This is a genomic window from Microbulbifer epialgicus (assembly GCF_041447265.1).
Taxonomy (GTDB): Bacteria; Pseudomonadota; Gammaproteobacteria; order Pseudomonadales; family Cellvibrionaceae; genus Microbulbifer; species Microbulbifer epialgicus.
Genome location: NZ_JBGMEK010000028.1, coordinates 35,003 through 61,628, shown reverse-complemented (window position 1 = coordinate 61,628; position 26,626 = coordinate 35,003). Strand labels below are relative to the sequence as shown.

21 protein-coding genes, 3 tRNA genes and 1 pseudogene are annotated in these 26,626 nt (G+C 45.7%); 19 read left to right on the top strand and 6 right to left on the bottom strand.

The genetic code is table 11. From position 1 onward, the window contains the following. Positions 1-163, top strand: a pseudogene (locus tag ACCI49_RS13450) (IS5/IS1182 family transposase); the annotation flags it as partial. 1,138 nt (positions 164-1,301) lie between these two features. Here ACCI49_RS13450 and ACCI49_RS13445 read toward each other — a convergent pair. From ACCI49_RS13445 to ACCI49_RS13435, 3 genes are all read right to left on the bottom strand, one after another. Then, a complete protein-coding gene (locus ACCI49_RS13445) occupies positions 1,302-2,759 on the bottom strand; it encodes an FAD-binding protein (protein ID WP_371839526.1) in 1,458 nt (485 codons plus the stop codon). Continuing rightward, on the bottom strand, positions 2,756-3,592 hold the full coding sequence (locus ACCI49_RS13440; RefSeq protein ID WP_371839525.1) for a TauD/TfdA family dioxygenase: 837 nt from the start codon (positions 3,590-3,592) through the stop codon (positions 2,756-2,758). The genes ACCI49_RS13445 and ACCI49_RS13440 overlap by 4 nt, the downstream gene beginning before the upstream one ends. Positions 3,593-3,852: 260 nt before the next feature. Then, the gene (locus ACCI49_RS13435) at positions 3,853-5,457 is read right to left on the bottom strand and encodes an L-tyrosine/L-tryptophan isonitrile synthase family protein (RefSeq protein WP_371839524.1); all 1,605 of its coding nucleotides are present in this window, start codon (positions 5,455-5,457) and stop codon (positions 3,853-3,855) included. Positions 5,458-7,005: 1,548 nt separating this feature from the next. Here ACCI49_RS13435 and ACCI49_RS13430 point away from each other — a divergent pair. The 5 genes from ACCI49_RS13430 to ACCI49_RS13410 all read left to right on the top strand — a co-directional run bounded on the left by ACCI49_RS13430 (position 7,006) and on the right by ACCI49_RS13410 (position 11,063). Continuing rightward, the gene (locus ACCI49_RS13430) at positions 7,006-7,650 is read left to right on the top strand and encodes a hypothetical protein (RefSeq protein ID WP_371839523.1); all 645 of its coding nucleotides are present in this window, start codon (positions 7,006-7,008) and stop codon (positions 7,648-7,650) included. 34 nt (positions 7,651-7,684) lie between these two features. Further along, positions 7,685-8,029 (top strand): hypothetical protein, encoded by a 345-nt coding sequence (locus ACCI49_RS13425; RefSeq protein ID WP_371839522.1) that lies wholly within the window; start codon positions 7,685-7,687, stop codon positions 8,027-8,029. Positions 8,030-8,048: 19 nt separating this feature from the next. Then, positions 8,049-9,215, top strand: a complete 1,167-nt coding sequence (locus ACCI49_RS13420; protein WP_371839521.1) for a hypothetical protein — start codon at positions 8,049-8,051, stop codon at positions 9,213-9,215. A 53-nt stretch (positions 9,216-9,268) separates the two neighbouring features. After that, positions 9,269-9,511, top strand: coding sequence for a hypothetical protein (locus ACCI49_RS13415; protein WP_371839520.1), 243 nt, complete (start codon positions 9,269-9,271; stop codon positions 9,509-9,511). Between the two features lie 1,339 nt (positions 9,512-10,850). Continuing rightward, on the top strand, positions 10,851-11,063 hold the full coding sequence (locus ACCI49_RS13410) for a multicopper oxidase domain-containing protein (protein ID WP_371839519.1): 213 nt from the start codon (positions 10,851-10,853) through the stop codon (positions 11,061-11,063). Between the two features lie 107 nt (positions 11,064-11,170). On the opposite strand, the gene ACCI49_RS13405 is transcribed toward ACCI49_RS13410, so the two are convergent. Next, a complete protein-coding gene (locus ACCI49_RS13405; protein ID WP_371839517.1) occupies positions 11,171-11,623 on the bottom strand; it encodes a helix-turn-helix domain-containing protein in 453 nt (150 codons plus the stop codon). Positions 11,624-11,870: 247 nt separating this feature from the next. Between ACCI49_RS13405 and ACCI49_RS13400 the strand changes: the two genes are divergently transcribed. The 3 genes from ACCI49_RS13400 to ACCI49_RS13390 all read left to right on the top strand — a co-directional run bounded on the left by ACCI49_RS13400 (position 11,871) and on the right by ACCI49_RS13390 (position 15,909). After that, a complete protein-coding gene (locus tag ACCI49_RS13400; protein WP_371839516.1) occupies positions 11,871-13,457 on the top strand; it encodes an MFS transporter in 1,587 nt (528 codons plus the stop codon). Positions 13,458-13,729: 272 nt separating this feature from the next. After that, complete coding sequence (locus ACCI49_RS13395) at positions 13,730-14,260, top strand: hypothetical protein (protein WP_371839515.1); 531 nt, start codon at positions 13,730-13,732, stop codon at positions 14,258-14,260. Between the two features lie 488 nt (positions 14,261-14,748). Beyond that, the gene (locus tag ACCI49_RS13390) at positions 14,749-15,909 is read left to right on the top strand and encodes an NnrS family protein (protein ID WP_371839514.1); all 1,161 of its coding nucleotides are present in this window, start codon (positions 14,749-14,751) and stop codon (positions 15,907-15,909) included. A gap of 51 nt (positions 15,910-15,960) precedes the next feature. On the opposite strand, the gene ACCI49_RS13385 is transcribed toward ACCI49_RS13390, so the two are convergent. Further along, positions 15,961-16,383 carry a GFA family protein gene (locus ACCI49_RS13385; protein WP_371839513.1) on the bottom strand — a complete coding sequence of 141 codons (423 nt, stop codon included), beginning with the start codon at positions 16,381-16,383 and terminating at the stop codon, positions 15,961-15,963. A gap of 207 nt (positions 16,384-16,590) precedes the next feature. Further along, positions 16,591-17,382, bottom strand: coding sequence for a PhzF family phenazine biosynthesis protein (locus ACCI49_RS13380; protein ID WP_371839512.1), 792 nt, complete (start codon positions 17,380-17,382; stop codon positions 16,591-16,593). Positions 17,383-17,653: 271 nt separating this feature from the next. Between ACCI49_RS13380 and ubiM the strand changes: the two genes are divergently transcribed. The 10 genes from ubiM to rpsO all read left to right on the top strand — a co-directional run bounded on the left by ubiM (position 17,654) and on the right by rpsO (position 26,473). Continuing rightward, a complete protein-coding gene (gene ubiM, locus ACCI49_RS13375) occupies positions 17,654-18,823 on the top strand; it encodes a 5-demethoxyubiquinol-8 5-hydroxylase UbiM (RefSeq protein WP_371839511.1) in 1,170 nt (389 codons plus the stop codon). 460 nt (positions 18,824-19,283) lie between these two features. Further along, a tRNA-Met gene (locus ACCI49_RS13370) sits at positions 19,284-19,360 on the top strand. A gap of 42 nt (positions 19,361-19,402) precedes the next feature. Next, positions 19,403-19,479, top strand: a tRNA-Met gene (locus ACCI49_RS13365). A 42-nt stretch (positions 19,480-19,521) separates the two neighbouring features. Further along, a tRNA-Met gene (locus tag ACCI49_RS13360) sits at positions 19,522-19,598 on the top strand. 136 nt (positions 19,599-19,734) lie between these two features. After that, positions 19,735-20,199 carry a ribosome maturation factor RimP gene (rimP, locus tag ACCI49_RS13355; protein ID WP_371839510.1) on the top strand — a complete coding sequence of 155 codons (465 nt, stop codon included), beginning with the start codon at positions 19,735-19,737 and terminating at the stop codon, positions 20,197-20,199. 42 nt (positions 20,200-20,241) lie between these two features. Further along, positions 20,242-21,744, top strand: a complete 1,503-nt coding sequence (nusA, locus tag ACCI49_RS13350) for a transcription termination factor NusA (RefSeq protein WP_371839509.1) — start codon at positions 20,242-20,244, stop codon at positions 21,742-21,744. A gap of 64 nt (positions 21,745-21,808) precedes the next feature. Next, positions 21,809-24,625 carry a translation initiation factor IF-2 gene (infB, locus tag ACCI49_RS13345; protein ID WP_371839507.1) on the top strand — a complete coding sequence of 939 codons (2,817 nt, stop codon included), beginning with the start codon at positions 21,809-21,811 and terminating at the stop codon, positions 24,623-24,625. 89 nt (positions 24,626-24,714) lie between these two features. Further along, on the top strand, positions 24,715-25,113 hold the full coding sequence (gene rbfA / locus ACCI49_RS13340; protein ID WP_371839505.1) for a 30S ribosome-binding factor RbfA: 399 nt from the start codon (positions 24,715-24,717) through the stop codon (positions 25,111-25,113). Between the two features lie 3 nt (positions 25,114-25,116). Continuing rightward, on the top strand, positions 25,117-26,058 hold the full coding sequence (truB, locus tag ACCI49_RS13335) for a tRNA pseudouridine(55) synthase TruB (RefSeq protein WP_371839504.1): 942 nt from the start codon (positions 25,117-25,119) through the stop codon (positions 26,056-26,058). A gap of 145 nt (positions 26,059-26,203) precedes the next feature. After that, a complete protein-coding gene (rpsO, locus tag ACCI49_RS13330) occupies positions 26,204-26,473 on the top strand; it encodes a 30S ribosomal protein S15 (RefSeq protein ID WP_143730633.1) in 270 nt (89 codons plus the stop codon). Positions 26,474-26,626: the final 153 nt, after the last annotated feature.

Genomic DNA, 26,626 nt, shown 5'->3' with positions numbered 1-26,626 from the left:
CAGAGTTGAGCATGTATTTGGTTCTATGGAAAATGAACAGGGAGGAATGTTCGTTCGAACTATAGGACTTGCGCGCGCCAATGTTAAGGTTGGCATGATGAATTTGGTTTACAACATGCGTCGATTTGTCAGTTTATACAGTCGAATTGCGCCCGCAGCATGAAGAGTGGGATAAAATGGATATGAGTTTTACTTGGAATTATTATAAAACACACTAACTATCAATATTTATCGAATAAGCTCAGTTTTACAACTAAAACTCAACCATAAAATAGCACTCCAATAATTCGTAAATTTATCTCCGAATTTATAGAGATGCCCTTATAATGAAATCTCCTTTTTTCTCCGGTCCGAGTTCTTGCTGAGCAGATTTTAGATAAACTAACTTATTTAGGTAGTTACGTTTTCTTGGTTAATGAAATTGTGAGATGTGAATTGCAGCCTCATTTATGTGTAACTACTTATTAAGCTTGCCTACCGACTTTACAGTATTCTTATTTCGAAAAAATTTTTAAGTTTTAGTGATATTTGTCAATCCAAATAGATAAATTATATTCTGTTCAAATTGCTCTGCTCGAGCGCGCTCATGATTTAATCAAAGGCACGTCTCATCATCTTATAGAAAACGTTCTTTCGCCAAAAATTAGGTGATTGATTACAGTTGGATGTGAATTTTAATAATATTCTTTGCGCATAGAAATTCTACTTAATTGACCTTGAGTTATTTAGAGAGCCCTCACTTACTCAATATGAAACCAGAGTGCCGAATATTGTCTGATGAATCATCCCATAATCAGATTAGTAGGACCAATATAAGGATAACCCGGATATTTGGCGTCTTACACCTCACTATTTTAGGCGGTCTTGAGATACCCAATAACCATGACCCCGAAGATTTGCGCGAGAAACTCAACATTCAGCCTAGAAAAATAATGGAAGCCATTACGGCGTTTGGTCATCAGTTTATAGGTCTGGTTACATCGCTAATGATCCAGGTTGTCTAAAATAATGGATTTGAAGAATGTAATATAAAAAATTAGAATATGAGCAGATCGTGGTTTCTTGCGAGAAGTGATTAAGCAACACTGGGAGCTATCAAGAAGTTTTCTGAAGGCCGGGACCTCAGTGGCCCATCACCCCCAGTGGTTCACCGGCGAAGGGCTTAGAGTATGTGAAGCCGAGCAAGTCTTCAGAAGGGTCTCTTTTTAGCCCATTTTTTACAACCCCCTTTACGAGGGTAAAAATTTTCCATCAAAGATCCGTAATCTAATTGTAATAGATGTGGAAAACAGGCCGCTTGTTTACAAGAGGTTTAAAGTGTGAATAGCTTCCTCCAGTAACAAGTGAATGTTATCAAGCGAAGCTATTGAGTAGATATATCCATCAGGACGAATTAATATCGCTTTATTAGTATATAATAAACTGCTTGTCCAATAGTTGTTTTGCTGATAATCAGAAAAAATGTGAAGTGTTTGAATCCCTTCGGGAACATATGTCGGCAATTTACATTTTCCCACTACCATCAAAGTAAAATTCGTATAATCCAGAAGGCTATAGAGCCTGGTTTTGATATCTCCGTTAAAGACGCTAAAGTCAAACATACGAGTACCTATCAAGCCTTTGCCATCGTATCGAATCCCCATCCCGGTGATATTTCCAGCATATTCCTGTACAATTTTTACATAATCTCGTGCATGAGTACCGCTTTTAGAGTGCTTGGTTGACCGAACAAGCTTACCTGAACTTTCAATTACACTTTTCGCCACGGGTTGGCGTTCATCTTCGTATGTCTTCAATAAATCGACATTTGTACCATAATTTATAACCATATTAAGCTTCCACATTAAGTTAAATGCATCAGCAATACCTGTATTTAAGCCTTGCCCGCCATTTACAGAGTGGATATGGCTGGCATCCCCGGCTAGGAAGATACGTTCTTGAATGAAAAAAGACTCTGCAACTGATTCCTTCACTGAGAATTGTGAAGACCAGACTATTTCCTTGAAGCTTAGTCTATGCGGTTTCATTGCATTGTTAATTTTTTCAATAGCCTCTTGAATGGTAAAATTTTTGGTATCCATCCTAATATAGAATCGATCTATTTCCCCTTCACGAGGTATCCAGGCTACATCAGATGTATCGGTTTGAAATACGATGATTTCAGGTACTTTTGGAAAGTTGGTATCCAGTATACCGTCAATCACCATCCAAGTAATTTGCGGTCGAATAATTTCGAATGGAATAGAAAAATGAGAACGTACAAAAGAACGAGAGCCATCTGTGCCTATCAAATAACGAGAATAAATTTTTTCGCCATTTGTGAGTGTGCTAAGACATCCGTGGTGTTTAACTTCAATATTTTCAATCGAAGTCAGACGCTTTACACCAGCGCCTATTTTTTTCAGTTTTTTATCCAATAAATTTTCAACAAAAGCTTGTCCAAGCATAAGGAAATGTTTATGAAAACAGCCTTCAAGTTCCTCCCACCATGAAGACTGCCGGGAAACAAAATTTCCGTCCGCCCAGACGGAACTAGTGTTACATGGTTTACCTAGGGGGTACAAATCATCAAATATTTCAGCGATTTCTAGTAATTGTAAAGTGCGTGCGTTCAGAGCATCAGCCCTCCCGACTTGAAGAGGTCCATCAGATTTATCCACGATAATTGAGCTCAAACCACAGCGTTGCGCTAGGTAATGACACATGAGTCCAACTGGTCCAGCCCCAACTATCATTATATCTGTTTCATATGTACTCATTGGTAGGACTCCAAGTGGGGGTTGTTAAATGGTGGATTACTTAGCACCTGAACACGACGGATATGGCGTGGAGATTGAGATATAAAGCGCTCCCGTCCATGTAGGAGAGTGAAGTTGTCTGCGATCACAATATCACGTGATTTCCACGCATGAGCATAGAAATTTTTAGGATTGTATAGTGCTTGATGTAAACTTTTATGTAAGATTTCGACATCTTCAGCATCGACGCCAGTAACTTCAATGTCCGGAGGGTTAACAAATATCCCCTTTTTTTCAAGGTGAGGTTCATTGTAGCGGATAACTGGATAACCTTTTCTAGGGTGTTTTGTTATAACAGGGGATATAGTCCTACTATTGTAAAACTCCACTCTTCTTTGATAGTTAACTACTGCTTTTTTCCATAATTCAATATGATCATCAGGGGCATACTCGAGAGCAAGCATTGTATTACTAAAAGTTGTTCGCCCCCCTTGTCCTGATAAAGGGGCCTTTATACATTGAAAAATTTGATATTCAGGAACTTGAGGTCGATACATGCCATCCCAATGAAGTGGCATGTAACTATTATCAAAAATATGGTCATCCGGTTGTTCTTTTTGAACTAAATCCAGTACTTTACCAAAGGGCCAAATACTGATTTCTCCCCAAACTTCACAGTAACGAGAAAAGTCAGAGGATTCTTCAAAGGTTTTAAACCCCCTCAGCACAATTAGCTGTTCTTGTTCAAATAATAATTTTAGCGCTTTAGCGTCCAAGTCATTAACATGTGTATTCTCTTTTGTGGGTTCAATTAGTACCCCAAACGGCTCAAGATGGATTATTTTGTGATTCATTATGATACCTTGTACATAAAGTTTTATGAATAGAGTTGATTACATCAGCTATCTTTTTTTTGAAATTGATATCAAAAAATACCAGGCGACTAAATAATATAATAACCAATGTGTATATTTAGTGAATAGAGGAGTATATGATATTGCTAATATGTTATGCGGCATGTCGAATGCGCCCAGATCTCGAAAGCCTTAAATTTCTGAATAATGCAGCCTGAGTGATTTCAATGCTAAAATTATACATTTTAATAAATTAAATTTTATTGTGTTTGACTAGATGGCATTTTTGTATTCTGGGTAGGTGCTTCATCGTCGAGGTGGACCGTTCGTTGCAGTGTAGTATCATTATTAATAATTAGTATATCACCACTATTTAATGAGTGTTGAGTTTGAATTCTTGGGTCATTGAAGAGCTTGAGCAAACGTTTATCAGTATGCTCTATCTCATCAATTAGAAATGATATCTCATTATCTGATATTATTTGTAATTTATGATTTTTCGACTGGTGATTTTCTGTCAGCGCTAGATGAACAATATTTTCTTTTGTCAGGCCCTGTACATTTGTAGAGTTTTGAGATTCAGTACCACGTAGTTTCTCAAGTTCACTTCCATTTAATGTCAGTGCGGCTAATGTTGTATCAATCGTCAATTTACCTAAACTAGAACTTGCATTCGGGGAGATTTGTGAGATGTTTTCAATTTTCTGTGTTTTTATTGAAAGTTTTTCACTGTGTGAACCTGACCTGATAAAGTTTCGAAGTGTCACGGTGCCAAACTCAACTGTAAGGTTTGCCAGTTCTTGGGGATGGAGTATGGATATTTCACAAGGTTGATCACAACAGTCAAGTATAAGGCCGGATTTTTCATGGTGTAACAGTGCTTGTATGCCCTTTAACTGCTCTATATGATCTTCTGTGTGTGCAGTCAACTTTATTAAGCACCACAATCTGTCTCTAAATATAACTGGAATTGTGATTCCTTTGTTGTTTATATGATTCACTTTGGAGTCTATTAAAAATTTTCTATTTTCTGCATCGAACATTATGGTGTTATGCCAAGGCGTTTTGAATTGCCGTTCCTCAAAGAGGAACAATGAGTATTTTATACCGTTCATAGGGTGTTGATGAATGCTTAAGCGAATACACTGCTCAAGCTTGACTTTTAAAAAGTTATCGAGAGCTCTTCCCTGAACCATCATGCCTTTAGCAATCTCAGAGAGGCGTTTTTGACGCGCCTTATTGGAAAGTTTGGATAACACATACTTCTGATCATGGCTCATGAATTTTTTTAATCCAAGGTATGTGCTATTCATGTTCTTGTTATTTTCTCTTAGTTTGGAGAAGTTATATTCGTAATTCTTGTCCCCATATATTTTTCTTAAACCATCAAAATATTCATGTTCATTAAGTTGGTCGAACTCACTAAAATTTTCAAAATTTAATATTTTCAGTGAATTGCTACAATTCATTTTCTCTACCATCGCTTTGAGACCTTCAGAGTAATCGTAATGGTTTTTCAGGTTGACGGATATATAGTCTGAGAATGTATGGTAGTCAGAGAAAATATAGAAAGTCACTCCTGGCGCATATATAGCCTGAATGTCGCGAATGATCTTAACAAATTTTCTTAACGCTAAATATTCTCCAATATCTGGATTTTTTCCTAAAACTTTATCCGAATTATTCGTTTTACATGGGAATGCAGGTAGCAGAAGCTTTACCTTATTTTGCGCGGCAACAAAGCTCCCAATTTTTTCTTTTAGCTTTGTAAATCCATCAGGTGTCGCATCTGTTTGACTAAGTAGCTGGTCGAGTAGTATGCGTAATATTTTTTCTATGTATATATCATTTTTTGTATGCTGCATAATATTTCCTATAATTATTTTTAGAATTATTGTTGGTGTGACTGAATGTTATTTAAATCACAAGTGGTAGAAAACTGGACTTTACCTTTTAAGAAATTTTTCGGTTTTCGATTCTCTTTGATAACAGTTTGTGTGCTCAGTGCATTTAACAATATGATATAGGTCCTATATCCGAAAGTCCCGCTTGACAGCAATTGAAGGTCGCGGCTGCTGCTTAGCAGCCCTTGAAAAGGACTAAGTTGTTCATTACGAACTGCGCCTAACATCTGTAGCCTTCACGTTTCATAAGACTTTTACAGGGTTATCCAACGGCACTTTAAACCAAATTACCCTATTTTTTGATAACTATTCAATTAGAACATTTTTTAAATGTGAAGTATTTCTAATAGATTGAGTTCATATTTTATGAATCTCATTTTGATAACATGATTTCAGCTGTTGATGCTGTGAAAAGGTCTACCAGAAATTGAATTGATGTAGTCGATGTGTATATAAATTGCGTAACTATATGGACAATCATTCACAGTAGTATAAAGGATTGAGCTCTAATCGATTAATTTTGATGATTTGTGATCTTCAGAGGTGTTCTTACTATTTTTTTACGCGTTAGTGAAGATTAAATATTTTTAGTATTTGATCATCGAAATTTTGATCTCCATCAGCGGAATAATATGAAATGACAGTTTAACGGCTCTCTACTGCAATTTAATATTTAAAGGAGAGCTCGTGAGTCATGTGCACACTCTCTAAGGTGCTTATGAATTAGCATGGTATCTACACTTACGAGTACGTCTAAGAGTTACCATTTTGGAGGGATATCATTAATGAATGATGAATAATTCAACGTAGTGGAAATGATAAAATATGCTTTTTAGAAGTGCTTTTATGTGGCCTTTAGCTTAAGCGGGGCATTTAAGTCGATATTTAATCTTATCGAAAAGTTGCCTAACACAAACTCAAGGCGAGCTCAAACGTTGCGTCTATTTTTTTCTTTATTTGTCTTGTTTATTATTGTATATTCTAAATAGTCAAGCGTACCAATTATTTACTTTTCAGACGGTCATCCTTCTCTTGACTGCCCTTTGTGGTTGGGCATTCTATTTAATCAATTTTCGATTTTTCAGGGTTTGATGTTTCATATTGATATCGTAAATATGAAATATGTTTTCAAGTTTACTGGCAGATTGTAAGTTTTTATAAGTCTGTTTCCGAATTCTACCAGGGCCACTAGATTCACAAGCTTTTGAGGTTTGAGCGTTTTCTCAATTTACAATTTGTCTATTCGTGTATGTTTGTAATTGTTTGTAATTGAATGGATGTTTGAGGGTGTTGATAACTGGTTTATATAGTTGAATGCTACCTATTAGTGAGACTCCTTAAGTCCCTAGCCGGAAAATTAATGTAACTATATGGACAAAATTACTATCTTTTAAAGATATTTTTAAAAAAATTTTGTCCTGATTTTTAAGGATGGTTGAGTATCAGACTTAGAGGTAATCTTAGTGTATAGGATTGCTGTCGATTGGATTTTAGGAAAGGGAAGTTTAGATGGTGTTGAGTAATTTATTTTCGGCAAGAATAATCATAAAGAGCCTACTAGCAATATCTATTGCTTTACAATCTAGCATGGCATTGCCTGATAGTAATCGTACTGATTTCGATGTCGATGATGATGGCCTTATTGAGATTTTTGATGTGGTCGATCTCAATGAGATTCGAAATAGCTTAGATGGTGCGTCGTTATATGGTGTCAGCACTGGTTGTCCATCTACGGGATGCTCTGGATTCGAGTTGGCTTCGAATCTAAATTTTGATACTGATGACGATGGAACTTTCGATAAAGATGACATTTACTGGAATAATGGAGCTGGTTGGGAGTTAATTGGAAATATAGATAACCCGTTTACAGCAGTGTTTGAGGGAAATAACTTTACAATTTCCAACTTATATATCAGGGTTGAGGATGAACTCTCCTTTTCAGCAGGTGAGTACTCTTTATTATTTGGGGCTCTCCTAAATGCAGTTGTACAAAATACAGTTATTAATGGCACTATATTTTTTGAGGGAGGAATTATTGTAGAGGACTCTTTACCTCAAGTGGTGAGTAGCCACTCCTCTAACAGTAATGTCATTTTATGTAACTCTGTTGATAACTTTGCAGAAGATGGACTGATTTGGGGGGGGCGCTCTTAGTTCAGAGAGCATAGGAATCGGAAATGTAGAGGTTGTGGATGCTTGTAGTGCCGGAATAATAGTCATAGGAGGTTCAGTTGATGAGGTGAGCCTTTCTAGTGAGGAAGGTGAGGATAGAGTTATTGCATCCGTAAGTAATGAAATTAATGATTGTGTAGGTGTTATTGGAAATATTCCGGACCCGGATCCCTCGATTATTGGTGATATATCCAATTTTCCTTGGAATTTTCCAGTGGAGTTAACCCCTAATAATGTTAATTTTATTCCGAACTTTTCTATATTATTTTCACAAAATGGAATTTCTCCAGCACTATTTTATAGTGATGCTGGTGAAGTTATGTTAGAAGCAGAGGTATTTGACTTTGGTAATACTATATAACTATAGCTGGAGTAGTCCTATGCTTACACCGCTTAATGGCTATAGTGAGAGTGCTTTTACCTTCGACCCGACTGACTTGCGTGGAACTTACAAGGTCGGTTTAACAGTTACGAATACTCGTGGAGGAGAGACAACTTCCAGCATACTTATTCGTATCGACAAATCAACTCCTTCTCTGGGTGAAAACTCAGATACCGACGGTGATGGTCTCAGTGATATTTTGGAGAGCGTAGCGGATTCGGATAGAGATCGAATACCTGATTACATAGATAAGAAGGGGCCTGCTAACCTTTTGCCAGTCAGTGTTACCGGAGTTCATATGCAAAGTGCAAAGGATACTACCCTTTCTCTTGGGGATAGCGCTTATGCGGCTGGTAAACATATAGGCGGTATTACTCTGAAAGATATTGATCAATTCTATAATGACAACCTTGCTAGCCAAAATAGCTATCAATTTCTACACGGAATTTTTGATTTTATCGTACGGAAGATTGAGATCGGAGAGAGCACCCAGGTTGTCATTCCGCTGAATGCGGCACTTTTGGCTGATTCAAAATTTACAACATATCAGCAAGGTGTAGGCTGGATGGATTTTGTTGAAGATGAGAAAAATAGTGTTGCTTCAGCACCAGGTTCTCTGGGTGATTGCCCTGAGCCGGGTAGTAACAACTACGGGTCCGGCTTGGTTGAGGGGTATCATTGTATTCAGCTTACCATTCAAGATGGTGGTCCTAACGATACAGATCGAGCGATGAATAACGCTGTGGTAAGCCTCGGAGCGATAGTTACAATCGGAGTAACTTTTCCGGATATCACTATCAAGTCTGAATGGATGGAGAAGACCGAGTTTCATGGAAAAGGTGAGAACGTGGTATTGGCCCTGATACTTGAAAGTGATTCGCCGGATGCTTTACTGAATGGCTTTACTTTAAAAGCCAAGGGAGAACTGAATGAGGTCAATGATCTGGAAATGGTTCACTTATATTTTGATCGTAATAGTAATAGTAATAGTAATAGTAATAGTAATAGTAATAGTAATAGTAATAGTAATAGTATACCGGAAGGCTCTGAATTGGTGAGTAGTGCTCAGTATGCGAATGATGATGGAATCCTGACTTTTACACTGGCTAAGGATTATCAGCTTCCAATCGGTGAAACACATTGGCTGGTCACCTACACTTTTTAGGTTCAAAATAGCGGTTTTAATAGCCACTTAGGGGCAAAATTCAAGGAAAAATAATGAGTTTGAATCAGTTGGGATTAAATATCTTATTCAGTGTGCTATTGATGTATACCTTAACAGCCTGCAGTGATTCTTCTAATGATACTAGACAATTTGAACCTGCTTCCCCATCTGCTAGTAAGATGTTCTCTGTCGGTGTGGAGTCTGTCGTAATCAAACGTCTAAGCACCAATGAGGAAGTGGGTGTGGATACCTCGGCAGCTAAAAGTGAAGGTCTAATTTATGAGTCAAATTTATAGTGACAGCTACTATCTATGATAAATTACATTTATTGATTGAAAGCCTCAAATTTTGAGGCTTTCATATTCATTCATCATGCATGGGTACATTAGCCTTATAGAAGCCAATTTTTCCCAGGAGTGTCTCGTAGAATTACTGTAAATTCTTGTGTTAAGCGGGGCCGATCAGGCAGCGCTGTGGTCTGCGATTGTTGCTTCATCTCCTTCCGTGAATTTTTTACCACAATATATGGCGTATTTAGCTGTGAAGGGTATGTCTCGGAAGTCTCTTTCGGTAGACGGCAACCTCTCAGTGACTTTCGTTTTTTGTATTGAGGTGTGGGACTTTGGATTCATTACGGTGGGCCAAATTTCATCTTTACAAACGCATGGGCGTTACCAGCCTTTATGAAATAATTTACACCTATGGAAGCAAAATACTATTTGGATTTTTGTGCCTTTGACCTTCATGGATAAATCGACTATCAAAACTATGTAGTTGTCGTTAGGAAGTTAGCTGAATAAGCAGGTCGATTTTATTGAATTCGCTCTTTATTCCTAAGACTACTCCTTTTGGGGTAATGTACTTCATCGAACTAGATGGTAAGTTATTACATGTGTTACGGGTTGGCTTTTGGCGAGTGCTAACAACACCCTACCTTAGCATCTTTTATTTATCCTTGTATTTCCAGGGATAAACTGACGATTGAAAGTCGTTGGATCTGATTTTTGGGGTGGAAATGTTTGCAGGCTTGCAATAGCCAGTCAACAGGTTTTGTACTGTACGAGTGCAAAAGGCCAGCAGTCGGAGTCTCTGCCTGCTGGCCACTTTTTGACAACGTCCGTTTTTGCAAGGCCTGCTTCAACATTAGCTTGAGCTTTGTCCGGATGGGGATTTTTCAAGCTCCTCTCGGTATCGCTCTCTGATTTTTTCCAGTCCCTTTTTTTAGATAATCTTCTGATATGTGAATTGAGATCACACACCATTGTATTTGGTAGACGATGTACTGATTGATTTATTCACTGATAAGGCTTTACCTGCTATCGAGCTTTCTTCAGGAATCTTTATTCTCCCTGTGGGCTAGTGATTTCTGACAGCGTATTCAGATTCAGCAGGGAGTAAGCTCAACGATAGGCATTATAAATAGAATTTAGATCTTGATAGTATTACGCTCTTACTAAAAAGAGGGAAGGAAAGAATACACTGTGCTCGGGACCGTATGAGGCATGGATGCCGATTGCGAGCTTACAGGGATGTATTCACAGCGCGTCTTGAGTGTAGTGTATTCTTTCCTACTGACATAGTAGTAATTAAGCGCATACACAAAAAAGTCGCCCTTTGCCCAGATAGTGGGAGTTAGTGGCGGGATTTAATGTACCAATTGATCAGGATTTGCGCTGGCGTATCTCAGAAGGTAGTGACCTGATGCTTCACTCCAAACATATCCACGGCTGCCAGTTTCGGCTGGTTAAGTTTATTGAGAGTTCTCCGTCGGCATCTATGTGTGGGTGGAAAGATACAGCACCGATATCGAATGGAGGTAATGTAGAAATTTATGTACGCTCTCCATAGGAGGCGATGCCATATATGGTACACCGTCATGTACTGTAACATGAAGATTCAGGAATGATGATGGAGTTCGCCGTATCCTGCAAGAGTACTCTCAGTCCAGCATTTCTTTAATGGCGTTTACCTGGTTTTAACGATTTTACTTTGCGGTCTTCTTTATATTGTAGTTTCATAGCCTTTTTAATCAGGTTCTGGAAGTTTGGGCACTCCAGCTGGTTATCCTCCGGGCAGTTCGCCACGTGCCGCAGACCGTCGCGCATGGCCTTCAGGCGACGTATGTTTTTATCCAGCTCATCGGCTTTCTCGATCAGCTGCTCCCGATCAATATTCGCTTTCCCGCTATAAGTGAACATAGTGGCTATTTCTTCTAGCGAGAAGCCCGCATAACGCGCGAGTGAGATTAACGAAAGTTGTTCAACTGCGCTGATAGAAAATACTCTGGTGAGACCACGTCTGCGGATGGACTTAATTAGTCCTTTTTCCTCATAGTATCGCAGTGTTGACGAAGGCAGTCCGGTACGTTGTGACAGTTCACGAATGTCGATTTCCTGTTGATCACCCATCTATATTGACCTCAAGTTGACTTTAAGTTGTATCCTAGTTTTCATTGTGACGCCTGACAAGAGGGGGAGCGGGGAAAAGCAGTGAAAACTGGTAGAACGGAATGGAAAATGTGAAAAAAATGTATATTTAACATTTTATCATGAAGTCTAGAGAATCTAATTACAGAAAAAGTAATGGCACGGTATCTCGGGTGGTTTAGGTACCTACTCCTCAATTAATAGCCTACGCAAGCCATATTAATGCCTTATGTTTATAGTAAAAAGACTATTTGAATCATCCGCAAAACGCAAATCCAGTGAGTCCTTCAGCAGGGGAATCCTTATCGCTTTGTGCCTGGCCACTTTACTCAATGCCCTGGCAATAAGTAGCGTTAACATCATATTGCCTAAAATGGTTGCCGAGTTTGAGACTACCTATGAGCGGGCACAGTGGATCATTATTGCATTTATGATTTTCCTCACGGCTACCCTGGCTGTCGCTGGGAGGGGCAGTGACACCCAGGGTAGAAAGAAAATATTTATGCTGGGTATCATGATGTTTACACTTTCGACTTTTCTTTGTGGTATATCGTCGGATATTTGGATTTTAGTTTTTTTTCGCTCACTGCAAGGAATAAGTGCGGCGATGTTCACTGCTGTTTCCATGGCGATTGCCAGCGACACTTCGCCCAAAGCGAGAGTGGGAATGGTTGTGGGACTGCTAGGTAGTATCTCTGCTCTAGGAACTGGCACAGGCCCTTTGCTTGGTGGGTTGCTGTTGGAAATTCTCCCATGGCAGGCAGTATTCCTGATTAAAGTGCCTTTCGGCGTTATTATTTACTGGCTAGCGCAGAAGTATTTGCCTGAGGATGGCATATTTATTAAAAATGTCCAAGGGAAAAATACAATTTGCTCGAGACCTTATGGGGTATGGATGACGATTACGCGTGTGCAGAGATGTATTCATACCGTGTTATCAGAGAAATGCATTCCTTACCTCCGGTCCATTATTAATAAAGCAGAGCAGGGCCATAGTCCAACCAATACTTTAGCGGCTCTCTATATTTTTATGGCGGTTCTTTTTTACACTTTATCGATAAAGCCGGTCAGTGGCGATTATGGTATTTCCAATGTTGTTACAGGAGCACTTTCGGGTTTATCGCTGTGGCTTTTTTGTTTAATTAGGCAGAAATTGCTACATGATAATTCGATACAAAAGCCCATCGCGTATGCACTATACACTAATTTTGCAACTAATTTTCTTGTCGCTACTTCGGTAGTGAGTTCCTTGGTTGTCGGTCCTTTCTATTTGACACTTGCGCTGAGTTTGGATTTTTCTCAGGCAGGGATGGTAATGTCTGTTGGCTCCTTCGTTGTCGCTATTTGCTCGAGTATTGGCGGACGCTTGGCAGATCGATTCAGGTCACGTAGTACTGTGATTGCTGGGCTGGTTTCTCTGTCGTTAGGCGCTTTAGGTATGACCAACTTAGAAGTTGCACACGGTATACCAGGTTATTTGATTTGCTCAGTAGCAATGGCTATAGGTTATGGTATTTATCTGTCTTCCAATAACGCCTTTACCATGAATAGCGTTGACGACAATGTAAAGGGCAATATTTCCGGGTTGCTTAACCTATCCAGAAATTTGGGGTTGCTCACGGGTGCATCGCTAATGAGTGTAGTTTTCGAAGAAACCTCACAGTTGTCATATATAGATAATGCCAATACGGAACTGATGGTGGCTGGTCTCAACCGAGTGTATTCCATTGCCTTTCTACTCCTGGTGATTGCACTTGTTGCCCAGGCGACATCAATATTGGTTAGCCATAGAAATAGGAGGGCGGATTCATCTTAGTTTCTTTTACCTTCTTTGTGTTTCTGTTCAAGGATATATCTCAAATTATCCAGCTGCCAGCTTATTTTCCTAATTTTTAACATCATTTTTAGGGTGAATTTACAACCTGTAACTTATTTGGATAATGGGTTGACTTAAAGTTTACTTTAAGTTTTATCCTGTTTTTCTTGTGATCAGCGTTTGCTGTGTCGGTGTATTTTTTATTTATTGAACTGCAAATACTTATTTAATCCAGATCACTATTTTACTAACTGCACAAAAGGAAAAAGTTTATGCCTAACGATACGTTGAGCAGCTGTATCATAGATCTACGTAAATATTGGAGTGGTTTAAATTCAAACACTATCATACGCTGCCGCGAAGTGCTTACTAGGCTAGCAGCTACATCAATTTCAGAACATTGGCTTGCAGAGCTGCACGAAAGGCGGGCGGCCGCAACAGAGTTGTATCGGGATTCTGAGCAGGGGTTTATTTTGCTAGCACATGTAGAGCCATATGACCTTTATCGGGATCCTCATAACCACGGTAATGGCTGGGTGTTTTATGCACTTCAATATGGAGAGGTGCAGATGTCCACCTATGGCGCTGTAGGCGGAGAAGGGGCTGAAGGGCAGCTAATTAGTCGCGGTGCATATATTATGACTCCGGGAGAGTGCAGTGTTTTCCTTCCGGGGGATATTCACGATACCCGCTGCGTGTCCGAGTACTCCCTGATGTTTCGTTTGACCAGTTGTGATTTTTCCGAGGAAAAACGACGAGGGAGGTTACAAAAATATAACACCGCTAAACAATGCCCTGATTAGGTCGTTAACCAGACCGAAAAATAATTTTTATGCTGTATATCTAATTGAGCAATCAACCTCTAAAGCTAAAGTGCGACTTTAACTTTGATCAAGTAACAGGTGATGATTTCAGGTTGGCTTTGAAGGGTTTTGGATCAGTGCATTCAATAAATGACTGCCTGGTTTGGTGGATAACCCATAATCACATAGGGTTATTAATTAAAAAACTATGATATCTACCTATTAACTATTGGTCTCAATTGAGTGAAAATAAACACTTCGATCAAAGTTGGAGTGGGATATCCGGGGCGGTTTCGCTTTTCGGTTATTTTAAGGTCAAGTAATTGAGCGAAACCAGGATGTGCCTTCATTGCTAGGGCTGGTTGTCGACCGAGTTACCAATAAGGATCGGTAACAGGTTTAGATTCTGTGAGTCGGGAAAACCCTTTCGATTGCTGGGTTAATTGTCTCGGGAGAAATAACCTCCCATTTTGTAAGGAGAAAGGATTGTGATACCCATTGTTGACCGCGCCAGCGCGGAGTCCATTGCCCCAATTTGGCGAATGCCATTTCGCCCCTTTTTTTGGGGAGGGGCCCTTTGGAGTATGATCGCCCTGTTGGTCTGGCAGCTGCAGCTCTCCGGTTGGCAACTTCCGGCACTGCGACTAGGTGTTATCTGGCACTCCCATGAAATGTTGTTCGGGTTTGCGGCGGCGGTGGTTGTAGGTTTTCTCGGTACCGCGATGCAAACCTGGACTGGAATACCTTCGCCCAAAGGCCCCCAGTTAATAAGCTTGGTGGGGCTATGGTTACTGGCGCGTCTGGGCTATCTGTTTGCAGTTGTGCCCCTGTGGATGCCGGTCTGTGCAGAAGTGGCGTTTTTCCTGTTGGCGGCTTTCCTACTGGGGGCGCGGGTCTTGCGTACCCGGCAGTGGCGTAATCTGTTTGTGCTGCCAGCGATGTTGGCATTTGCTGGTTTGTCGGCCAGTCATTGGTTGTTGCCCGGTGCGCAGAGCAGGGTAGCTATGGTGGCGCTATTACTGGTCACAGCGATTATTGTGGTAATTGGTGGTCGAGTCATTCCCTTCTTTACCGCTAGACGCTTTCAGTTGAGCCAGCGCGATAAACTTCCGGTAGTTGAATGGGGAACGCATATCGCGGCGATCTCACTACTATTGTGCGTAGCTATAGATTTACCCCAGGTTATTTGGGCTGTTTTCGCCCTGACACTTGGTGTCTTGCAGTTGATACGGGTGTTGCGCTGGCATCCAACCAAGATCTGGGGGGAGCCCATGGTTTGGTCCCTGCACCTGAGTTATTGGCTGGTGGTCTTGGGGTGTTTTTTGGCTGCATTGGCCTGGAGCGGGGTGGCCCCCGGCTGGCAAAGTCCCGCATTGCACGCGTTTGCAGTGGGAGGAATCGGTGGATTGATCCTGGCTATGGCAAGCCGTGTGAGCCTTGGGCATACAGGTCGACTGTTAAAGGCTCCGCGCCTGATGCCACTAGCATTTGCCGCACTGATATTATCCGCGTTGGCCAGAATTTTCTGGGCGCCGGCTCCTAGCGGTTTCCTCGCTGCAGTTATCGCCTGGATCGTGGGTTACTCTCTTTTCCTGATATATTACACCCCGGTGCTATTCCAGCCACGTACAGATGGCCATTCGGGATAATAAGGTGGCAGTCCGCTGAGGGGGTGCTCCAGCGGACATGATCCTGTTTGGTTAATTGCTGTCGGCTTTGTCAGTTTGGGGGAAGGTTTCAAACTTTAACGCCTTTTCCAGGTTCTGATCCCAGTCAGCCTTACTGGCCATAAAAATATGTGCGGTGGGTTCAATGGGGATTTTGCAGTCCAGGCTACCGGCAGGTACTGCCAAGTAGCTCCCCTCTTTATCTATAAATGGAAGTGCCGAGCCGCAGTTACTACAAAAGCTTTTCATATGTCGGGTTTTGGGGAGTTTGAACACCATAACTCGCTGTTCTCCTGCAGTCCATTTCAGCTTTGCCGAAGTTGAGAACAGGCTGGCCGCATGAGCGGAGCCTGTGTCTTTACGGCAGTGGCTACAGTGGCATAAAAAGAAGCTTTCAAAATTGCCTTCCACTTCGAAGTGAACTTCACCACAGAGGCACGAGCCTTTTTTGTTCATGAGGGGATTCCTTGTCTTTACATGGGGGTTAAGGGTAGTGGTAGGTAAAAGATGGCAAGCCTGCTGCCCCAACAGGTTTTTAGATTGGTAAATTGTGGAGAAGGGGCGTCGAGCTGGTGCGACCTATGTTGGATGCGGGCTGAGGGCGCTCAGCTCATATAATTATCAGGTTTAGGCTAGCAGGGTAAATGATAAATAGCAATTTAGTTATACCTCAATAATACCTTTGAGGTATTGGATGGCCTTGCCGGAGATGATTACCCTGTCTCCCTTTAATTGGCAGAAAATCAGACCACCTCGCTTGGATGCTTGAAATGCAATGAGTTCAGGCTTGCCCAACTTTTCAGACCAGTAGGGGGTCAGCCCAGTATGAATAGACCCCGTTACTGGGTCTTCTGCTCCTCCATTCGATGGCCAAAAGTATCTTGAGACAAAATCGTATTCTTTAGAGTGGGCTGTGACCACCACATCATAGGGCGCGAGATTTTTGAGCACTTCTGGGTGCTGCTCTAGCTGGTAAATATCCTCTTCTTTCTCGTATATGGCGAAATAAGCTTGGCTGTTGCGTAGGACCTCGGTAGGTTGTATGGATAATCCTTTAATTAGGTCATTAGGCACTTGCTCTACCGGCTTTGGTGGCCGGTTGGGGAAGTCCATAACAACCCGCCCATCGTGACTACGAGTAATTGGCATTTCCCCCACGGCTTCCGCGAAAAATCGCAGCGTATTTATTTTGGGATTCTTTGAGAAAATTACAAAAGCTGAGGCTAGGGTTGCGTGCCCACAGAAATCGATTTCGGCCACTGGAGAGAACCAGCGAATTTGGTATTCATCTGGGGCTTGCTTGAGTAAAAATGCGGTTTCCGACAAGTTGTTCTCTGTCGCGATAGCCTGCATCAGGTGATCTCCCAGCCACTGGTTTGTAATAATTACCGCAGCGGCACTGCCGCCAAACCGTGTATTCGTAAAGGCATCTATTATATTTATTTCGAGTTCCATGAGTTAGTCTTTTGGTGGTTGGCTTTCTCAATTAAAAAGGTCAATTATGAAAGAGCAAATATGGCGCCCCAGCTATTTAAACAATTGTTTGGCAAGCGGAGAAGTATGCTGGTTTCCTGATCTGTATCAGGAATGTCGTAGGCGTTCTTTTTTAAAGTTTGCGACAATCTAGGGTTGCAATGCGCTTTACTGGATAAAAATCTGGTGCTTCATGTTATTGCTGACTGGATATCATTATTGTTGTGGAATGGGGCTTGCTCTAGGGGGGCAGATGTTGCAAACAGATGTGGCTATTGTAGGAGGCGGCCCCGCAGGCTTGGCTTTGGCTGCGATGTTGGCCCGGCGCGACTGTAGGGTAACGCTTTTGGAGCGTCAGGGCGAGGAGGGCTTGGTCAATCCTGAGGATGATGGTCGTGAAATAGCACTCACCCATAAATCGGTTAGAATTCTGGAAAGCCTCGGAGCCTGGCAGAGGCTTCGCGGTGACGAGATCGGCGTCCTGCAATCGGCGCAGGTAGTTGATGGGAATTCTCCCTCCAGCCTGAACTTTGATACCCATGGCCGTGGGCCTTTAGGGTTTATTGTACCCAACGCGGCGATTCGACGTGTCCTTTTCGAGGTGGTAAGTGAGGGCAGTGGCGATATTCAACTACGTAGCGACTGTACGGTAATCGCCACTAAAGCGGATGGCAGTCGCCGGTTGTTGAGCATTGATGGCAAGGATGACCTTGGCGCGGCACTGGTAGTGGCGGCGGACAGCCGTTTTTCAGAAGTGCGACGCATGGCGGGAATTGGCGCGGATATGCGTGATTTCGGCCGTGTGGCAGTTGTTGGTCGAGTGCGCACTGAGCAGGAGCATGGCGGGATTGCACGGGAGTGCTTTCGATATGGCTCTACCCTGGCTCTTTTGCCCCTGGCGGAGCCCAATATTTCCTCTGCGGTGGTTACGGTTCCGGCCAGTCGCGCGGAGGAAATGATGCGGTTTTCCGATGCGGGTTTTGCTGCCCATGTACAGCGCGAAAGTGCAGCAACGCTTGGTTCGATAGAGTCCTGTAGCAAGCGTCACAAGTACCCACTGGTAGCAGTGTACGCACACCAGTTTTTTTCCGAGCGTTTTGCCCTGATTGGGGATGCCGCTGTGGGAATGCATCCGGTGACTGCGCATGGGTTTAATTTGGGGCTTGCTGGGGCGGATACACTTGCCCGTCAGTTGGGGGGCACCGCTCGCCTGTACCAGCCAGCCCGGCTTAGGCGTGCGCTATCTCGTTATCAGGTCCAGCATCGCCTTGAGTCTCATCCTATCTATACGGGCACAAATCGGGTGGTTGATCTGTTTACTGACGATCGCCTTCCGGCAAAGCTTTTACGCAAGGCTGTGCTGCGGGTCAGCGAGCACTTGCCACCTGTTCGGCGAGCTATAGTGCACCAGCTCACCCGCTGATTAGTGTGTGGGAAGCTTGAATGGGCAGTGCAATGATATGGGAGTGCTGGAGCTTGTTTGTGTAGATGGGGTTTTTCTATACGATTTAATCCACGGGTTTTGCGGTGGGAGTAGTTTGGGCGACAGGGTTTAGTTGTTCAGGGGCGGGGGCGAATGACTGTTTGTGTCCCGGTGCCTGATAATTAAAGCTTAAGTTGTTGGCCATCTGATGGCGATGGGTGCCTGTACACTCCCGGGTGATGTGGAAATAGCGAAAGGGCCTGCTTGCGGGATTTTCTTCCTTTTCTATACTCATCTGCGAGGCGTATAGAGAGGGGTTCTACACGCAAAGTAAAAACAAATGCCAATTACGGCTTGACTCACCGGGGTTGTAAACATAGAATGCGCAGCCTCTTGAGTGGTTGGGTTAGCCCCGCCGCAGGGAAACGAAGGTCAACCAGGCTTCGTTTCTTGGAGTTGTTGCGGGGTGGAGCAGCCTGGTAGCTCGTCGGGCTCATAACCCGAAGGTCGTAGGTTCAAATCCTGCCCCCGCTACCAAATTTGCTTATTAAGCAAATAATCTGATTGCGCATTTGTTGTTGCGGGGTGGAGCAGCCTGGTAGCTCGTCGGGCTCATAACCCGAAGGTCGTAGGTTCAAATCCTGCCCCCGCTACCAAATTTGCTTATTAAGCAAATAATCTGATTGCGCATTTGTTGTTGCGGGGTGGAGCAGCCTGGTAGCTCGTCGGGCTCATAACCCGAAGGTCGTAGGTTCAAATCCTGCCCCCGCTACCAAATTTTGCATTTACGCATACTGGCTGCGTGAATGTGCGGTCAAAGCCCCGTCAGGGGCTTTTTCGTATCTGCAAAAAAAGTTGCAGATATTTTTCGAAGTGGGCCGCAGGCCCATTTTTTGTATGTGGTGACGTAAATGGCGAGCAAACGCGAATTGCTGGAAGAGCTTCTGGCGCCGGTGGTGGCATCGCTGGGGTGCGAACTGTGGGGTATTGACTACCAAACCCATGGTCGCAACGCGCTGCTGCGCATCTATATCGACTCCGAAGACGGTATCGCTGTAGAAGACTGCGAAAAAGTAAGCCGTCAGGCTAGTGCTGTGTTAGATGTGGAAGATCCCATCAGCAGCAAGTACACGCTTGAGGTTTCTTCGCCAGGGCTTGATCGCCCCCTCTATAAACTGGAGCAGTACGAGCGCTTTATTGGCGCCCAGATCGAAGTTCGCCTGCGCATGCCGCTGGATGGCCAGCGCAAGTGGCGTGGACTTCTGGCCGGTGTAGAGGGCGATGAAGTGGTTCTGCGCGTGGACAGTGAAAATGAATACCTGTTGCCGATCGATAGTATCGAGAAGGCAAACATTATTCCCCAATTTACCAAGTAACCTGTAGGAGCCTGAGCTCAGGCGATTTTGAGGCACAGTTGCATGAACAAAGAGATCTTGCTGGTAGCCGAGGCGGTATCCAACGAGAAGGGCGTTGACCAGGAGATTATTTTCCAGGCCATCGAAGCGGCACTGGCAACGGCCACGAAGAAGCGCTACGACGAAGATTCAACCATTGAGGTAATCATAGATCGCCGCAGTGGCGACTATGAGACTTTCCGCAGCTGGGAAGTGGTCGACGATGAAACCCTGGCGGAGTTGGGTACCCAGTTCACCCTGGAAGAAGCTCACGAGAAAGATACCGAGCTGAAAGCAGGTGATGTCTACCGCGAGCAGGTGGAAAATGTTGAGTTTGGACGCATTGCTGCGCAGACTGCCAAACAGGTGATCGTACAGAAGGTACGTGAAGCCGAGCGCGCTAAGGTTGTTGACGAGTACCGCGATCGCGTTGGCGAAATGGTTAGCGGCACCGTAAAGAAGGTGACCCGCGACTTTATTGCCGTAGACCTGGGTAATAATGCCGAAGCGCGTCTGCCCCGCGACCAGCTGGTAGGCCGCGAGATCTTTCGACTGGGCGATCGCGTACGTGCAATTCTGCTGGAAATTCAACCGGAAACCCGCGGCCCACAGTTAATGTTGAGTCGCTCCTGCCCTGAGATGATTATCGAGTTGTTCCGCATCGAAGTGCCGGAGATTTCCGAGCAGGTTATTGAAATTAAAGGTGCGGCTCGCGACCCCGGCCTGCGCGCCAAGATTGCTGTAAACACCAATGATGGCCGTATCGATCCGGTAGGTGCTTGCGTAGGTATGCGCGGCGCTCGCGTCCAGGCGGTCTCCAATGAACTGTCTGGTGAGCGCGTGGATATTGTGTTGTGGGATGATAACCCAGCGCAATTCGTAATTAATGCTATGGCGCCGGCAGAAATCGAATCCATCGTTGTCGACGAAGACACTGGCTCTATGGATGTGGCAGTAGCCGAAGAAAATCTCGCTATGGCTATCGGCCGCAGTGGCCAGAATGTACGCCTCGCCTCCGAACTGACCCAGTGGCAGATCAACGTCATGAGCAGTGACGATTGGCAGAGCAAACAGGAAGCTGAGTCCAGCTCCATTATGCAGGTGTTTATCGACCGTTTGGATATCGATGAAGACGTGGCTGGTGTCTTGGTAGATGAAGGCTTCACCTCCCTGGAGGAAGTGGCCTATGTACCGATTGAAGAGATGATCGGGATTGAGGGTTTCGACGAGGATATCGCTGAGGAACTGCGCGCTCGTGCCAAGGACTCCCTGCTGACTCAGGCGCTCGCTTCTGAAGAGAAGCTGGATGCTTCCGAGCCCAAGGAAGACTTACTCAATATGGACGGCATGGAGCGCCACTTGGCCTTCCAGCTGGCCAGCCGCGGAATTGCCACTATGGAAGACCTGGCTGAACAGGCGGTGGATGACCTGCTCGATATCGATGGTCTCGACCAGGAGCGCGCTGCAGCGCTGATTATGAAGGCGCGCGAGCCCTGGTTTGCTGATGACAGCGGCGACCAGGCTTAAACGCAAAGACACAAGACATACGTATAAATAACCCCCTCCGACCAAGTGACTTTTAGGAGAGAGAATGGCCGAAGTAACAGTTAGCGAACTCGCCAAATCGGTTGGTGCCACCGAAGACCGTCTGCTTAAGCAGATGAAAGAAGCGGGTTTGCCTCACACCTCTGCGGATGCGGTGGTGTCAGATGAGGAAAAGCAGGTCCTGCTCAGTTTCCTGAAAAGCAGTCACGGGGAGCAGGGCGCGACCCCGCGCAAGATCACCTTGAAGCGCAAAACCACGACTACGCTGAAAACCGGCTCTGGCACCGGCCGCAAGACTGTGAACGTAGAAGTTCGTAAGAAGCGTACTTACGTGAAGCGCCCGCAGGCGGAGCTTGAGGCCGCAGCGAATGTTGCTGAGGGTGCGCCTGAAGCGGAGGAGGTGATTTTGAATTCTGAGGCGGAAGCCGAGGCAGCCGCAGAAGCGGAAGCGCGGGCAGCGGCGGAAGCCGAGGCTGCCCGTCGCGCGGCTGAAGAAGAGGAGGCACGCCTGAAAGCTGAAGCTGAAGCCAAAGCCGCAGCTGAAGCTGAGGCCAGGGCGGCGGCTGCAAAGAAAGCAGCGGAAGAGGCGGAAAAAGCCAAAGAGAAGCCCACAGAAAAAACTGAGAAAAAAGCTGAACCTGCAGCGCCAATTCGCTCGAGCTATGTAGATGATATCGAGGCGATGCGCATCGCCGCGATGGAGCGCCGCAAGCAGCAAGCGGAGCAGGAAAAGCGCGAGCTTGAAGAGAAAAAGGCTAAAGTAGAAGCCGATCGACGCGCGGCTCAAGAGAAAAAACAGAAAGCGGCTCAGGCTGCCAAGGTGAAGCCAGCGAAAGCTGCTGAGAAAACTGAAGAGGTTAAGCCAGCCCTGCGTCGCAAGCTGGAGGCTGCCCCAACTGAAGCAGAGCGCACCGAGGATGAACCGCGTAAACGTCGCGGGCGCCGCTCCAAGTCCGGCCCGAAAAAGTCCAGTAAGACCGCATTGTATGAGCAGGCGCTGGAGGTATTTGAAGAGGATGAAGCAAGTAAACGTAGTACGCGTTCCCTGTCCCGTCCGAATCTGAAGATTAAACCGACACACGGCTTTAAGCGGCCCACGGAGAAGCAGGTGTACGAAGTACAGTTGGGCGAAACCATTACTGTAGCCGAGCTGGCCAAGCAGATGAATGTAAAGGCGGGTGAGTTGATCAAACGCCTGATGAAGATGGGCGAGATGGTCACCATCAACCAGAGCCTGGATCGCGAAACCGCTCAGTTGCTCATTGAGGAGCTGGGTCACAAGGTTGTTCTACGTTCTGAGACCGAACTGGAAGACAGCCTGCTGGCTCAAAATGAATCCCTGGAAGGTACTGAAGTTAGCCGTGCGCCTGTGGTTACTGTGATGGGTCACGTAGACCACGGCAAGACATCGCTGTTGGATTACATTCGTAAAACCAAGGTGGCCTCTGGCGAAGCCGGCGGTATCACCCAGCACATCGGTGCCTATCGGGTAAAAACGAGCCAGGGAGAGATTGCCTTCCTGGATACTCCGGGCCACGCCGCCTTTACCGCCATGCGCGCCCGCGGAGCCCAGGCTACTGACGTGGTGATCCTGGTTGTTGCTGCCGATGATGGCGTAATGCCACAGACAGAAGAGGCGGTTAACCACGCCCGCGCTGCCGGTGTACCGCTAGTCGTTGCCGTAAACAAATGCGATAAGGAAGCGGCTGATCCAGACCGTGTGAAAAACGAACTGGCGGCGAAAGACGTGATCCCGGAAGACTGGGGTGGCGATACCCAGTTTATTAATGTCTCTGCGCACACTGGCCAGGGTATCGATGAGCTGCTTGAAGCGGTTTCCCTTCAGGCGGAAATGCTGGAGCTGCAGGCCAAGGTGAACGTACCGGCCACCGGTGTAGTGATCGAATCCCGTCTGGAGAAGGGGCGCGGCGTGGTCGCTACCCTGCTGGTGCAGAACGGCGAGCTGAAGCGCGGAGATATCGTACTGGCGGGCCAAAGCTACGGTCGCGTTCGTGCGATGACCAACGAACTTGGTAAGCAGGTGAAAGAAGCTGGCCCCTCCACCCCGGTGGAACTACTGGGCCTCGATTCAACTCCGAATGCCGGTGATGAATTCATGGTCGTTGCCGATGAGCGCAAGGCTCGTGAAGTAGCCGAGCAGCGTGGGGAAAAAGAGCGTCGCGAACGTATGCAGCGCCAGCAGGCCGCCAAGCTGGAAAATATGTTTGCAGACATGGAAGCTGGCGAGCGCAAAGTGCTGCCAGTTGTGATCAAGGCCGATGTGCGCGGCTCCCTGGAAGCGATTTTGGGTGCACTCGCAGATATTGGTAACGAAGAAGTATCTGTAAACGTAGTGTCCAGTGGTGTGGGTGGTATTGCCGAAAACGATATCAACCTGGCGCTGACCTCCGGCGCCATTGTTCTGGGCTTCAATACTCGTGCCGATGTTGCGGCAAGAAAAGTGGCTGAGACTGAAGGGGTGGAGATTCGCTACTACAGTGTGATCTACAACCTGCTGGATGAGGTGAAGCAGGCTCTGTCTGGCATGCTGGAACCTGAAGTACGTGAAGAGATCGTGGGTATTGCCCAGGTGCGCGATGTATTCCGTTCTCCGAAATTTGGTGCTATTGCTGGCTGTATGGTTACCGAGGGCACTGTATACCGTAATAAGCCGATCCGCGTTCTGCGCGACAACGTTGTAATCTACCAGGGTGAGCTGGAATCTCTGCGTCGCTTCAAAGACGATGTGCAAGAGGTGCGCAACGGTATGGAGTGTGGTATCGGGGTGAAGGACTACAACGATGTGAAGCCCGGTGACCAGATCGAAGTCTATGACATCGTCAAGGTTGCCCGCGAACTGTAAGATTTACAGCCCGAATGATAAACAAACCCGCCCGGCTGTTGCCGTGCGGGTTTTCCTGTCTTTGAACCGCCATTCGCTATAGGTAAAAAATGGCAAGAGAATTTCACCGCGCTGACCGGGTTGCCGATGCCATGCGCCGCGAACTGGCGCAGCTGATTCAGCACGAAGTGCGCGACCCGCGTTTGGGTATGGTCAATGTCAACGATGTTGAAGTTAGTCGAGACCTGACTACAGCCAAAGTATTTGTCACCTTTGTTGGGGAGGATGATCGCAGCAAGATCAATACTTCCATCGAAGTATTGAATAAGGCTGCAGGCTTCCTGCGCAGCCAGTTGGCGCGCTCAATTCAGATGCGAAGCATTCCGCGCCTGCAATTCCGCTACGATGAGACTTCGGTACGCGGCCAGGCACTTTCCGCACTGATCGATAAGGCGGTGCGCGAGGACCGCAGGCATCAAGATGACGAAAGCGATTCCAAGGAAGATTGATCCATGGGACGCAGACCAAAATGGGGCCGGCCAGTGCACGGCGTGCTGTTACTGAACAAGCCCGCCGGTATTACTGCCAATGACGCCCTGCAGAAAGCAAAACGACTCTTTTTTGCCAATCGCGCTGGGCATACAGGAGCGCTGGACCCGCTGGCGACCGGAGTGCTGCCGATTTGCTTTGGTGAAGCCACCAAGTTTTCCCAATATCTGTTGGATGCAGATAAGCGTTATCGCAGCACTTTTGTTTTCGGTATGACCACTACCAGTAGTGATGCCGATGGAGACGTGCTGGAAACCAAAGATGCTTCCGGCCTTACTGAGAAAGATGTGGTAAAAGCCATGGAGGCATTTCGCGGTCGCATCAAACAAGTCCCCTCCATGTATTCTGCCCTCAAGCACAAGGGGCAGCCGCTATATAAGCTGGCCCGTCAGGGGCTGGAAGTGGAGCGCGAGGCGCGCGAAGTGGAGATATTTGAATTTGAGTTGCTGAATTTTACTCCCGGTATCGAGCCCCGTGCGGAAGTGGAAGTGCACTGTTCCAAGGGCACCTATATTCGCAGTATTGCCGAAGATCTTGGGCGGGCTTTGGGCGTCGGCGCCTATGTTGAGCAGTTGCATCGCAGTGCTGCGGGCCCCTATGACGAAGCGGATGCATTCACCCTGGATGAACTCACTGAAGAGCGCGGTGAGGGCAGGGCGGAAGTACTGGATCACCACTTGTTAACAGTGGACTCCCCCGCCTCCTCTCTGCCAAAGCTCACTCTACCTGACGACTCTGGTTACTATGTACGTCAGGGGCAGCCGGTAATGGATTTACAGGTCTATCGTATTGGTGCGGAAGGTGATATGGTGCGCCTCTTCCTGGAAAATGGCGATTTTTTGGGCGTAGGAGAAATTACTGACGACGGGTGCGTAGCGCCTCGGCGTCTGGTAAGTGGTACTTAAGCAGAAAACGCTATATTGGTGAGAGCCGATAGCGGTTGAGGCGAGGGTATCGCAGTGGGCTAAGTCCACAACAGTGAGTAGCTGGTCTGTAAATATGCACGGGCCAGCCGAATCTTTAAAGCATATTACGACGAGGTTATTCGTTATGGCACTGACTGCAGTAGAAAAAGCAGCCATCCTGAAAGAGCACGGCCAATCTGAAGGCGATACCGGTTCTCCGGAAGTCCAGGTAGCCCTGCTGACTGCCAACATCAACAAACTGCAGGGTCACTTCTCTGCGCACAAGCAGGATCACCACTCTCGCCGTGGTCTGATCCGCATGGTAAACCAGCGCCGCAAGTTGCTGGACTACCTAAAGCGCAAGGATCTGAGTCGTTACGCACAGCTGATCGCTAAGCTCGGCTTGCGTCGCTAAGACCCTGGAATGCCCGCCTCTGGCGGGCATTCTTTTTTAATGCTTGCTGAAAAGTGACGATGTTGTCATTTTTCGGAAGTTGCACTGTACAGGCCGGCAGGAAAGTTTCAGCTGACGGTGCAGTGCTTGCACCAGCCCCCCTGGCTGGCGGCG